The 12,325-nt window shown below is 70.4% G+C and carries 9 protein-coding genes; 7 read left to right on the top strand and 2 right to left on the bottom strand.

Annotated elements, in window-relative coordinates:
• Nucleotides 1-34: 34 nt before the first annotated feature.
• Both DMA15_RS33080 and DMA15_RS33085 read left to right on the top strand, forming a co-directional pair.
• Complete coding sequence (locus DMA15_RS33080) at nucleotides 35-1,249, top strand: acetyl-CoA C-acetyltransferase (protein WP_125516358.1); 1,215 nt, start codon at nucleotides 35-37, stop codon at nucleotides 1,247-1,249.
• Nucleotides 1,250-1,510: 261 nt separating this feature from the next.
• Nucleotides 1,511-3,682, top strand: a complete 2,172-nt coding sequence (locus DMA15_RS33085; protein ID WP_125516359.1) for a 3-hydroxyacyl-CoA dehydrogenase NAD-binding domain-containing protein — start codon at nucleotides 1,511-1,513, stop codon at nucleotides 3,680-3,682.
• Between the two features lie 21 nt (nucleotides 3,683-3,703).
• On the opposite strand, the gene DMA15_RS33090 is transcribed toward DMA15_RS33085, so the two are convergent.
• Nucleotides 3,704-4,432, bottom strand: coding sequence for a MerR family transcriptional regulator (locus tag DMA15_RS33090; protein WP_125518163.1), 729 nt, complete (start codon nucleotides 4,430-4,432; stop codon nucleotides 3,704-3,706).
• A 151-nt stretch (nucleotides 4,433-4,583) separates the two neighbouring features.
• Between DMA15_RS33090 and DMA15_RS33095 the strand changes: the two genes are divergently transcribed.
• The 5 genes from DMA15_RS33095 to DMA15_RS33115 all read left to right on the top strand — a co-directional run bounded on the left by DMA15_RS33095 (nucleotide 4,584) and on the right by DMA15_RS33115 (nucleotide 10,678).
• A complete protein-coding gene (locus DMA15_RS33095; RefSeq protein WP_125516360.1) occupies nucleotides 4,584-6,440 on the top strand; it encodes an AMP-dependent synthetase/ligase in 1,857 nt (618 codons plus the stop codon).
• 160 nt (nucleotides 6,441-6,600) lie between these two features.
• The gene (locus DMA15_RS33100; protein ID WP_125516361.1) at nucleotides 6,601-8,058 is read left to right on the top strand and encodes an amino acid permease; all 1,458 of its coding nucleotides are present in this window, start codon (nucleotides 6,601-6,603) and stop codon (nucleotides 8,056-8,058) included.
• 181 nt (nucleotides 8,059-8,239) lie between these two features.
• Nucleotides 8,240-9,049 carry an alpha/beta hydrolase gene (locus tag DMA15_RS33105; RefSeq protein ID WP_125516362.1) on the top strand — a complete coding sequence of 270 codons (810 nt, stop codon included), beginning with the start codon at nucleotides 8,240-8,242 and terminating at the stop codon, nucleotides 9,047-9,049.
• Nucleotides 9,050-9,132: 83 nt separating this feature from the next.
• Complete coding sequence (locus tag DMA15_RS33110; protein ID WP_125516363.1) at nucleotides 9,133-9,684, top strand: GNAT family N-acetyltransferase; 552 nt, start codon at nucleotides 9,133-9,135, stop codon at nucleotides 9,682-9,684.
• Nucleotides 9,685-9,790: 106 nt separating this feature from the next.
• Entirely contained in the window at nucleotides 9,791-10,678 is an 888-nt protein-coding gene (locus DMA15_RS33115) for an oxygenase MpaB family protein (RefSeq protein WP_125516364.1), read from the top strand.
• A gap of 27 nt (nucleotides 10,679-10,705) precedes the next feature.
• Here the strand turns inward: DMA15_RS33115 and DMA15_RS33120 are convergent, their stop codons facing one another.
• Nucleotides 10,706-12,220, bottom strand: a complete 1,515-nt coding sequence (locus DMA15_RS33120) for a M1 family metallopeptidase (protein ID WP_125518164.1) — start codon at nucleotides 12,218-12,220, stop codon at nucleotides 10,706-10,708.
• Nucleotides 12,221-12,325: the final 105 nt, after the last annotated feature.

Genomic DNA, 12,325 nt, shown 5'->3' on the forward strand with positions numbered 1-12,325 from the left:
TGAACCCTCCCGGACACCCCCGAAAGGCACTCGCGTGACCACCGAAGCGTACGTATACGACGCGATCCGCACCCCGCGCGGACGCGGCAAGGCCAGTGGCGCCCTGCACGGCACCAAGCCGATCGACCTGGTCGTCGGCCTGATCCACGAGATCCAGGCCCGTTTCCCCGGCCTCGACCCGGCCGCCATCGACGACATCGTCCTCGGTGTGGTCGGACCCGTCGGCGACCAGGGCTCCGACATCGCGCGGATCGCCGCCATCGCCGCGGGCCTGCCCGACACGGTCGCGGGCGTCCAGGAGAACCGCTTCTGTGCCTCGGGCCTGGAGGCCGTCAACCTCGCCGCGATGAAGGTCCGTTCGGGCTGGGAGGACCTCGTCCTCGCGGGTGGCGTCGAGTCGATGTCCAGGGTGCCGATGGCCTCCGACGGCGGCGCCTGGTTCAACGACCCGATGACCAACTTCGAGACGAATTTCGCGCCGCAGGGCATCGGCGCCGACCTGATCGCCACTGTCGAGGGCTTCTCACGGCGTGACGTCGACGAGTACGCGGCGCTCTCCCAGGAGCGGGCCGCCGCGGCCTGGAAGGACGGCCGCTTCGAGAGGTCGGTCGTCCCGGTCAAGGACCGCAACGGCCTGGTCGTCCTCGACCACGACGAGCACATGCGCCCCGGCACCACCGCGGACTCCCTCGCGGGGCTCAAGCCGTCCTTCAAGGACATCGGCGACATGGGCGGCTTCGACGCGGTCGCGCTGCAGAAGTACCACTGGATCGAGGAGATCGACCACGTCCACCACGCGGGCAACTCCTCCGGCATCGTCGACGGCGCCTCGCTGGTCGCCGTCGGCACCAAGGAGGTCGGTGAGCGGTACGGCCTCGCGCCGCGAGCGCGGATCGTCTCCGCGGCCGTCTCCGGCTCCGAGCCGCTGATCATGCTGACCGGGCCCGCGCCCGCGACGCGCAAGGCTCTCGCCAAGGCGGGGCTCACCATCGACGACATCGACCTCGTCGAGATCAACGAGGCGTTCGCGGCGGTCGTGTTGCGCTTCGTGAAGGACATGGGGCTGTCTCTGGACAAGGTGAATGTCAACGGTGGGGCGATCGCGCTCGGTCACCCTCTGGGGGCGACCGGGGCGATGATCCTCGGGACGCTCGTGGACGAGCTGGAGCGCAGGGACCTCCGGTACGGGTTGGCCACGCTGTGCGTGGGGGGCGGGATGGGCATCGCCACGATCGTCGAGCGGCTGTAAGGGGTCGCGCCGCAGGGGTTCGGGTGCGTCGCCTGCCGCGGGTGCGTCGTGGTTGCTCGCGCAGTTCCCCGCGCCCCTGAAGACGTGCGGCTTCGCCGCGCCTTCCCCGGACGCGCCCCTGAGACGGCGCACGAAGTGCGCCTTTCAGGGGCGCGGGGAACTGCGCGACCAGCCCCCACCGGCGGTCAGCCGGCCGTGAACCCCAACCGCCCTCCCCAGACTCCGCCCCTCGTCCGACACAGACTTCACGGAGACACAGACATGACCGAAAGCACGACGATCCGCTGGGAACAGGACGACACAGGTGTCGTCACCCTCGTGCTCGACGACCCCAACCAGTCCGCCAACACCATGAACCAGGCGTTCAAGGACTCCATCGCGGCGATCGCCGACCGCGCGGAGGCCGAGAAGGAGTCGATCCGCGGCATCATCTACACCTCCGCCAAGAAGACCTTCTTCGCGGGCGGCGACCTCAAGGACATGATCAAGGTCGGCCCGGACAACGCCCAACAGGCGTTCGAGACGGGCAACGCCATCAAGCGCTCGCTGCGCCGCATCGAGACCCTCGGCAAGCCCGTCGTCGCCGCCATCAACGGCGCGGCCCTCGGCGGCGGCTACGAGATCGCCCTCGCCTCCCACCACCGCATCGCCCTCGACGCCCCCGGCTCCAAGATCGGCCTGCCCGAGGTCACCCTCGGCCTGCTGCCCGCGGGCGGCGGCGTCACCAGGACCGTACGCCTGATGGGCATCACGGACGCGCTCCTGAAGGTGCTCCTCCAGGGCACCCAGTACAACCCGAAGCGCGCCCTGGAGAACGGCCTCGTCCACGAAGTGGCCGCCACCCCCGAGGAGATGATCGAGAAGGCCCGCGCCTTCATCGACGCCCACCCCGAGTCGAAGCAGCCCTGGGACGAGCCGGGCTACCGCATCCCGGGCGGCACCCCCGCCCACCCGAAGTTCGCGGCGAACCTGCCCGCCTTCCCCGCCAACCTCAAGAAGCAGACGGCGGGCGCCCCCTACCCGGCCCCGCGCAACATCCTCGCGGCGGCCGTCGAGGGTTCCCAGGTCGACTTCGAGACCGCGCTGACCATCGAGGCCAGGTACTTCACCGAGCTGGTCACCGGCCAGGTCGCCAAGAACATGATCCAGGCGTTCTTCTTCGACCTCCAGGCCGTCAACTCCGGTGCGAACCGCCCCAAGGGCATCGAGCGCAGGACCGTACGCAAGGTCGCCGTGCTCGGCGCCGGGATGATGGGCGCGGGCATCGCGTACTCCTGCGCACGCGCGGGCATCGAGGTCGTCCTCAAGGACGTCTCGGCGGAGGCCGCGCAGAGGGGCAAGGCCTACTCCGAGAAGCTCTGCGCCAAGGCGGTGCAGCGGGGACGTACGACCCAGGAGAAGGCGGACGCGCTGCTCGCCCGCATCACGCCCACCGCCGACCCGCGGGCGCTTGCGGGCTGCGACGCCGTGATCGAGGCCGTGTTCGAGGACACCTCGCTGAAGCACAAGGTGTTCCAGGAGATCCAGGACGTCGTCGAGCCGGACGCGCTGCTCTGCTCCAACACCTCCACCCTGCCGATCACCCTGCTCGCCGAGGGCGTCGACCGCCCGGTCGACTTCATCGGGCTGCACTTCTTCTCGCCCGTCGACAAGATGCCGCTCGTCGAGATCATCAAGGGCGAGCGGACCGGCGACGAGGCGCTGGCCCGCGCCTTCGACCTCGTACGCCAGATCAACAAGACGCCCATCGTCGTCAACGACTCGCGCGGCTTCTTCACCTCGCGCGTCATCGGGCACTTCATCAACGAAGGCGTCGCGATGGTCGCCGAGGGCATCGAGCCGGCCTCCGTCGAACAGGCGGCGGCGCAGGCGGGCTACCCGGCGAAGGTGCTGTCCCTGATGGACGAGCTGACGCTCACCCTGCCCCGCAAGATCCGCGACGAGACGAAGAAGGCCGTCGAGGAGGCGGGCGGCACCTGGGCGGGCCACCCCTCGGACACCGTCATCGACCGCATGGTCGACGAGTTCGGGCGGCCCGGCAGGAGCGGGGGAGCGGGCTTCTACGAGTACGTGGACGGCAAGCGCGGCAGGCTCTGGCCGGGGCTGCGCGAGCACTTCACCAAGCCCGGACACGAGATCCCGTTCGAGGACATGCAGGAGCGCATGCTCTTCTCCGAGGCGCTCGACACCGTGCGCCTCCTGGAGGAGGGCGTCCTGACGTCGGTGGCCGACGCGAACATCGGCTCCATCCTCGGGATCGGCTTCCCCGGCTGGACGGGCGGCGTGCTCCAGTACATCAACGGCTACGAAGGCGGGCTGCCCGGCTTCGTGGCACGCGCGCGTGAGCTGGCCGAGCGCTACGGAGAGCGGTTCACGCCGCCCGCGCTGCTGGTCGAGAAGGCGGAGAAGGGCGAGAGGTTCAGCGACGCCTGAGCGGGACCGGGCGGGGGTGGCTCAGCTCTCCTTGAGCCACTCCCGCAGCTCCCCCTTGAGCGAGCGCTGGAACGCGGTCACCAGCGCCTGCACCACCATCGGCTGCATATGGGCCGAGAGCGACCGCATCGCCGCCACGTGCTCCGGGTCCGACTCGCCCTCGCGGCAGGCGCCCCACACCTCGTCACGGAAGAGCCGGGACAGCTCGTGCGCGGCCGAGCGGGTGTGCTCCATCAGGACAGTGCGCGCCGCCAGGATCGTCTCGTGCGCGATGGGTACGTCGAGCAGCCGCACCCCGAGCCGCAGCAGCCCCAGGTCCACGCGGTACGTCCCCGGGGTCTGCGTCCGGGCGACGACGCTCATCGCCGCGAGCCGGTCAAGGTCCTCCTCGCCCAGCGCGCGCCCCGCCCTGCGCTCCAGCTCCGCGAGCGGGAGGTCCTCGGTGGAGTCGGGGGCCCAGGAGGCCACCAGGGCGCGGTGGATGGCCAGATCGTGCGCGCTCAGGTCCGCGGGCAGCTGCTCCAGATACCGTTCGATCGCGGCGAGCGTCATGCCCTGGTGCTGCAACTCCTCGATCAGCGCGAGGCGGGACAGGTGGTCCTGGCCGTAGTGGCCGACGCGGCGCGGACCGATCACCGGTGGCGGGAGCAGGCCCTTGGTGCCGTAGAAGCGGATCGTGCGGACCGTCACGCCCGCGCGCGCGGCCAGCTCGTCGACCGTGAGCGTCGGCTCTTCGGCGTACGTCGGCACGCTCTCGGTGTCGGTCGTCATGCGGCGCCCTCCCTCCCCGGCCGGCACTTCGGACATCGCGCCGCCTGTGCGTCAATCCGGTCCAACAGTATTGCTGGCACACCAGTGTTGTGAAACCCTCCGGGCCAGCCGACGGCATCAGGAGGCGGTCATGACCACGATCCCGCGACTCCCCGAAGACCCCGCCGATCTCACGCTCCCCGCCCTGCTGCTCCGCAACGCCGAGGACCACGGGGACCTGCCCGCGCTCTCGTGGCGTACGGGGCGCCCCGGGCGTACGGACGAGGCAGAGGACACGGGCGGCACATGGTCGACGCTCACCTGGCGCGAGGCGCGGCGCAAGGTCGCCGTCCTCGCCGCCGGTTACGCCGCGCTCGGCGTCGAGCGTGGCGAGCACGTCCTGATAATGATGGGCAACCGCCCCGAGCACTGGCTGAGCGACCTCGCCCTGACGCACCTGGGCGCCGTCCCCGTCACCGTGTACGGCACCTCGGCGCCCGAGCAGGTCGCGCACATCGTCCGGCACAGCCGCGCCCGCTTCGCGATCGTCGAGGGCGCCGGCGAGCTGCCGCGCTGGGAGCCCCTGCTCGCCGACGCCACGGCCCCGCTGGAGCGCCTCGTCGTGGTGGAGGCCGCCGACGCGGGGGAGCACCGCACGTACGGCTCGCTGCACGCCACGGGCGGCCGCCTCTTCAACCCCGACACCTTCGAGAAGGCCTGGCGCGAGACCCGCCCGACCGACCCGCTCACCGTCGTCTACCCCTCGGGCACCACCGGCGACCCCAAGGGCGTGCGCCTCACCCACCGCAACGTCCTTCTGGGCGGTGTCGCCCTGGACGGCGTCATCGAGTTCCCCGAGCACGTCGGGCACATCTGCTACCTGCCCTTCGCACACATCGCGGAGCGGCTGCTCGGCATCTACCTGCCCGTGCTGCGCGCCGCCCACGTCTACCTGTGCGCGGACCCCGCCCAGGTGGCCGCCACCGCACGCGAGCTGCACCCCTTCCAGTTCTTCGGCGTCCCGCGCGTGTGGGAGAAGCTCGCCGCCTCCGTGAAGGCCGCGCTCGCCGGGCTGCCCGAGGAGCGGCGGCGCGCCATCGAGGCGGCGAACGAGACGGCCCGCGCGCACGTGGCCTGCCGCGAGCGCGGCGAGGAGCCGCCCGCCGAGCTGCGAGCCGCGTACGAGCAGGCGAAGGAGAAGGTGCTCGACCCGCTGCTCGCGCTCGCCGGGTTCGACCGTCTCGTGTGGACCGCGAGCGCGTCGGCGCCCATGCCGCTCGACGTCTCCCGCTTCTGGGCCGGCTTCGGCCTGGTGATCATGGACGCGTGGGGTCTCACCGAGACCTCCGGTGTGGTCACTACCAACACTCCGGACGCGTTCCGCCTCGGCTCGGTGGGCCGCCCCCTCGACGGCCTGGAGATCCGCACCGCCGACGACGGCGAGATCCTGGTCCGCGGCGCGACGGTCTTCGACGGCTATCTGCGGCCCGACGGCGGCGTCGACAGCGCGTGCGACGCGGACGGCTGGTTCGCCACGGGGGACATCGGGCGGATCGACGAGGACGGCTACCTCTGGCTCACCGACCGCAAGAAGGAAATGATCGTCACCTCGACCGGCAAGAACGTCTCGCCCGCCCTCGTGGAGAACGCGCTCAAGGAGCACCCGCTGATCGGCCAGGCCCTCGTGCACGGCGACGGCCGCTCCTATCTGGTGGCGCTGCTCGTCCTCGACGCGGAGCTGGCGCCCGTCTGGGCCGCCGCCCACGGGATCGAGGGCGATCTGTCCGTCGGTGGCCTGATCTCGCACCCGGCGGTACGCGAGGAGATCGACCGTGCCGTCGAGGCGGCCAACGCGCGCCTGAACCGCACCGAGCAGATCAAGCGCCACCGCCTCCTGGCCGAGGAGTGGGGCCCCGGGACCGGCGAGCTGACCCCGTCCCTGAAGCTGCGCCGCCGCGTCGTCCGCGAGAAGTACCAGCAGGTCATCGATGCTCTGTACACCCCCTGACCAGCATGTGAGAAGTCCCGCTATGTGACGTGTGCCACCGCGTGGTCGGCGATCCATAAGGGAAGGTGTCCCGTCGGTCCGCGCGCGTCAGGGGTGTCGTGGGCCGGAGCACCATCCGGACCCCGGAGCTCTTCCGGGCACCAGAGAGTAGATCCCCCACGTGAGCAAGGAAGCCGTAGATTCGGCCGCCCTGGACGCATCCCGCACAGATGCGTCGCAGGCCCCCGCGGACGCGGGCGACGCCGGTTACAGCAAGGACCTCAAGGCCCGTCACGTCAACATGATCGCCATTGGTGGCGCGATCGGCACAGGGCTCTTTCTCGGGGCGGGCGGCCGCCTCCACTCGGCGGGCCCCGCGCTCGCCCTCGCGTACCTCGTGTGCGGTGTCTTCGCGTTCTTCGTCGTGCGCGCCCTCGGCGAGATGGTGCTCTACCGTCCGTCGTCCGGTTCGTTCGTCAGCTACGCGCGTGAGTTCCTCGGCGAGAAGGGCGCCTACGTCGCCGGTTGGATGTACTTCCTCAACTGGTCGACCACCGGCATCGCCGACATCACCGCGATCGCGCTCTACACGCACTACTGGAGCTTCTTCACCGACATCCCGCAGTGGGTGCTCGCGCTGATAGCCCTCGCCGTCGTGCTGGTCATCAACCTCATCTCGGTGAAGATCTTCGGCGAGATGGAGTTCTGGTTCGCGATCATCAAGGTCGCGGCGCTCGTCGCGTTCATGCTCATCGGCATCTTCCTGCTGGTCACCCAGCACAAGGTCGGCGGCGAGTCACCCGGTCTGAACGTGATCACCGACAACGGCGGCTTCCTGCCGAACGGCATGATGCCGGTCGTGATCGTGATGCAGGGCGTCGTCTTCGCGTACGCCTCGCTGGAGCTGGTCGGTGTGGCCGCGGGCGAGACCGCCGAGCCCCACAAGATCGTCCCGCGCGCGGTGAACTCGATCATGTGGCGTGTGGGCCTCTTCTACGTCGGCTCGGTCGTCCTCCTGGCGCTGCTGCTCCCCGGATCCGTGTACTCGGCCGATCAGAGCCCCTTCGTGACGGTCCTCTCCAAGATCGGCGTCCCGGCGGCCGGTGACGTGATGAACCTGGTCGTCCTGACCGCGGCCATGTCCTCGCTCAACTCGGGCCTCTACTCCACGGGCCGCATCCTGCGCTCCATGGCGATGGCGGGCTCGGCGCCAAAGTTCACCGCGAAGATGAACAAGAGCCAGGTGCCCTACGGCGGCATCATGCTCACCGCGGGCGTCGGCGTCCTCGGCGTCGGCCTGAACAGCATCGTGCCGCACCAGGCCTTCGAGATCGTCCTCAACGTGGCGTCCCTCGGCATCATCAGCACGTGGGTGATCATCATGATCTGCCACCTGGCGTTCGTCCGCCGCTCCAAGGAGGGCGCCTTCGAACGGCCGAAGTTCCGCCTGCCCGGCAACCCGGTCACGGAGATCGTCACGATCGTCTTCCTGCTGGCGGTGCTCTGCCTGATGTGGAAGGACCCGGAGGTCGGCCGCAGGACGCTGTTCCTCATCCCGATCGTCGCCGCGGCGCTGGTCGTCGGCTGGTACGCGATCCGCCGCAAGGCCGATCGCGAGGCGGAGACCCTCTTGAAGTAGCGGCCCACCGCCACGCTCGCGTGGCCGCGCCCACGGTGGCGTCACTCCGGAGACACATGATCTCCGGGGTGGCGCCACCGCTTCGTCGCACCCGATGGGTTCCGGTCGCCGGGTGTACGATTCGGGCCCTCGTCGGGCGGCCCCCCTGGCGGCCGTGTCCGGGGCGCCGGAGACTCAAGGCATGGATGCCATGGTGTCGGTCAAGGACGGCGAAGTCTGGGCGCACGACTCGGGAGAACCGGACGGCGGAGGCCTGCCGCTGGTGCTCCTGCATCCGGGGGTCGGTGACTCCCGTGTCTGGGGGCCCGTCCTGCCGCGCCTCACCGAGCGGCACCGGGTGATCCATTACGACGCGCGCGGGTACGGCGGGTCGCCGGCGCCGACCGCTCCGTACTCGCTGGTCGAGGACCTGATCGCGGTCCTGGACCACTTCGGCGTCGCCCGGGCGGTCCTCGCGGGATCGAGCATGGGCGGCGCGACGGCCATCAGCCTCGCGCTCCGCGACCCCGCGCGGGTGGCGGGCCTCGCGCTGGTGGTCCCGGGCGTGACGGGCGCCGAGGACCTCGTCTCGCGGGAGTTCACCGCCGAGGTCGGTCGGCTCGCGGAGGCGGGTGACGTGGACGGCATCGTGGCGCTGGTGATGCGTACGTCGGCCGCCGCGGGGACCGGGGACGACGCCGAGGTGGAGGCGCACGTCAGGTCGGTGATCCCGGCCTGGTTCGCCGTCCACCCCCACCACGTGCCCGACCCGCCCGCCTACGACCGCCTCGGCGAACTCGACATGCCGTGCGTCCTCGTCCTCGGGGAGCGCGACCAGCCCGAGGTGATCCGTACGAACGAGACGATGGCGGAGCGCATCCCGGGCTGCCGCCTCATCCGCCTCGCGAACAGCGACCACTTCCCGACACTGCGCGAACCCTCCGCCGTGGCGGACGCCATCCTGGAGGCCCACGCGCTGGCACGGAGCCTCGCGGACGGAGGCGCTGACTAGGTGGTCCGAACCGGCACCGCCTGCGGGCGGCGATGTGGCCCGAAACCCGGCGTACCGATGGCTCGGGAAGGCAAGATCAGCATATGGAGAATCGGCTGAGAACCTTGCCCTCCGACCCTGTTCGACTGCGGGGGCAGAGAGTCCTGCTCCGGGAGTGGGATGAGGAAGACATACCCGCGTTGGTCGAGATCTACGACGATCCGGAGATCGACCGCTGGACTCCCGTGCCCTCGCTGTTCGACCCGGACGCTGCCCGCGAGTACCTCAGGAAAGCTCGCGAAGGCCGGGCTGAAGGTCGTCGGATGCAGCTGGCTGTCACGACCGACGGTCTGGAGCCGAAGGGCGAAGTGCTGCTCTTCCAGGACGAGCTGGATGACAGAGATGTCGAGCTCGCCTACGGCATCGGAGCTCGATTCCGGCGTCAAGGCCTGGCCGCTGAAGCGGTCGTGATCGCCACCGAATACGCCCTTCGCCACCTGGGCGCCAGGCGAGTCCTCCTGCGGATAGACGCTGCCAACGTCCCGAGCGCCGCTGTCGCAGCATCATCCGGGTTCCAGCTGACGGCGGACGAGCCCGTCGAGCGAAAGGCGAAGGGGCGACGCGTGCTGCTGCGGACCTGGTGCCGTCACAGCTGAGCACACGGTCGCATACTGGAACACGCACGAACCGGGTGTAGGCCCCGCGGGCCGGTAGCCCTCGGGTGGCCGGGCCCGGGTCCCGTACCGCCCAGGAGCACGTCGCATGCAGCCCGACCATCCCCGCGACGCCCACCGCCGACGCGCCGCCGATCCCGTCCCGCCCCCTCCCGGCGGCATCCTCTGGAGCATCGCGGGCGACATCCGCGTGCTCCTGATGCTGCCGTCCGCTCTCGTGCTCCAGGTCGCCCACCCGGCGGTCGGCGCCGGCGTCGACGGGCACTCGGTGTTCCGGACCGACCCATGGGGCCGGGGCGAGCGCTCGCTGCGCTCCACCCTGCTGTGGGTGTACGGCGGCGAGGAGGCGGCCGCCGAGGGCCGCAGACTCCGCGCGCTGCACCGCACCATCCAGGGCACCGACACCCGCGGCCGCCGCTACCACGCGCTGACGCCCGCCCACTACGCCTGGGTCCACGCCACCGGATTCCCCGTCTACCAGCACGCGCAGCGCTACCTGGGCCGCCCCTTCACCGAGGCACAGGAACGGCAGCTGTACGCGGAGTGGCTCCGGGTCGGGCGGATCCTCGGCATCCACGACCGGGACATGCCCCAGACGCCGGAGGAGTTCTGGCCGTACTACCGCAAGGTCCTCGCCGACGAACTCGAACTCACCGACGTGGCCGCGGAACTGACCGCCACCACCGCCCGCGTCCCACCCCCGGACCGCGGCCCGCGCCCCGTACGGATCCTGCTCCGGATCCTGTGGCCCCTCCTGCTGCCCCCACTCGCCCGCTTCCGCCGCTTCGTGGCCATCGGCCTCATGCCGCCGGACGCCCGGCAGGCGCTCGGCCTCCCCTGGACACCGCGCCAGGAACGCGCCCTGCGCCGCTTCGGCAGGGCGCTGCGCACGATCGTCCCGCTGCTGCCCGAGCGGCTGCGCTACCTGCCCCTCGCGCGGCGGGCCCGCGCACGGCACCGCGCCGCCCGTCGTTGAGACCGGGCGGCGCGGCTCACCACGGCGTCAGTGCTTGTGGCCGTGCTTGTGGCCGTGGTCGTGCACGTCGTTCGTCTCCGCTATCTGCTTCCACGACTTCGGCTTGGCCGGCACCACGGCGGAGCGGGCGAACCCGGCCTCCCGCGCGGTGGGCGCGTCCGGCCGCGACGGCTGGTACAGCCAGGTGTCGAAGAGGCTCGCGAGCGGCTTGCCCGAGATCCTCTCGGCGTACTTCACGAAGTCGCCGACCTTGGCGTTGCCGTACTTGTACTGCTGCGGCCAGCCCTTGAGGACGGCGAAGAACGCGTCGTCGCCGATCTCGTTCCGCAGCGCCTGCAGAGCGAGCGCGCCCCGGTCGTAGACGGCGATGTGGAACTGCTTGTCGGGGCCCGGGTCACCCGGCTTGACGGTCCAGAACGGGTCGTCGGGGGAGCGCTGGGCGTACACGTAGTCCGCCAGCTCCTGGGCCGTCCCCTCGCCCTCCTTCTCCGACCACAGCCACTGGCTGTAGCGGGCGAAGCCCTCGTTGACCCAGATGTCCTTCCAGTGGTGCACCGAGACGCTGTCGCCGTACCACTGGTGGGCCAGCTCATGGACGACGATGGACGCGTTGGAGCCGTTCGCGAACGCGGCGGGGCTGTAGAAGGGCCGCGTCTGCGTCTCCAGGGCGTAACTGGTCTTCACGTTCGGGACGTATCCGCCGAGCGCGTTGAAGGGGTACTTCCCGAAGACCGTCTCCAGCCACTCCGCGACCTCGGTGGTCCGCTCGATGCTGGCACGCGCCGCACCCGCGTTGTCACCGAGGTCCTTGCTGTAGGCGTTGAGGACCGGCAGGCCGCTCTCGGTCTTGTCGGTCGTGATGTCGAACTTGCCGACCGCGAGCGTGGCGAGATAGCTCGCCTGCGGCTTGTTGGACCGCCAGTTGAAGCGGGTCCAGCCGAGCCGTGAACTCTGCGACTGCAACACGCCGTTGGATATGGCCTGGCTGCCGTCCGGCACGGAGACCGACACGTCGTACGTCGCCTTGTCCAGCGGGTGGTCGTTGGAGGGGAACCACCACGCGGCGGCCTCCGGCTCCTGCGCCGCCACACCGCCGTCCGGCGTCCGGTGCCAGGCCGTGTAACCGTCGATCTTCAGCTCGGACGGCTTGCCCGCGTACCGCACGACGACGGTGATCGGCGTGCCCTTGGCGAGCCCGGCGACCGGGGTGATCTCCAGCTCCTGCTCGCCGGTCTTCGCGAACTTCGCCTTCTTGCCGTTGACGCGGACCTCGGAGACCTTCAGCCCGAAGTCCAGGTTGAAGCGCGAAAGGTTCTGCGTGGTACGGGCGTTGATCGTGGCGGTGCCTTCGAGCAGGTCGGTCACCGGCTGGTACTTCAGCCGCAGGTCGTAGTGGGAGACGTCGTATCCGCCGTTGCCACTTGCCGGGTAGTAGGGGTCGCCGATGCCCGGGGCCCCGGGGGAGAAGTCCGCGGCCGATGCCGGGATCGCCAGCAGGAGAGAGGCCGCGAGCGCGCCCGGGGCGATGAGTCTGCGGTGCACGTCAAGCTCCAAGTCGTAGGGGCTCAAGATCTGTTCGTCTGGTCGACGACCCTATTCAGCACTTGCCGCACACGTCATGTCCATGGCCCCGGACGTCACACGATC

This window comes from Streptomyces sp. WAC 01529, from assembly GCF_003945545.1.
GTDB lineage: Bacteria > Actinomycetota > Actinomycetes > Streptomycetales > Streptomycetaceae > Streptomyces > Streptomyces anatolicus.

Excerpts from the sequence above, each read along its gene's own strand:
- DMA15_RS33110 (WP_125516363.1), top strand. The coding sequence starts at position 9,133 with ATGGAGAATCGGCTGAGAACCTTGCCCTCCGACCCTGTTCGACTGCGG.
- DMA15_RS33115 (WP_125516364.1), top strand. The coding sequence starts at position 9,791 with ATGCAGCCCGACCATCCCCGCGACGCCCACCGCCGACGCGCCGCCGAT.
- DMA15_RS33095 (WP_125516360.1), top strand. The coding sequence starts at position 4,584 with ATGACCACGATCCCGCGACTCCCCGAAGACCCCGCCGATCTCACGCTC.
- DMA15_RS33085 (WP_125516359.1), top strand. The coding sequence starts at position 1,511 with ATGACCGAAAGCACGACGATCCGCTGGGAACAGGACGACACAGGTGTC.
- DMA15_RS33105 (WP_125516362.1), top strand. The coding sequence starts at position 8,240 with ATGGATGCCATGGTGTCGGTCAAGGACGGCGAAGTCTGGGCGCACGAC.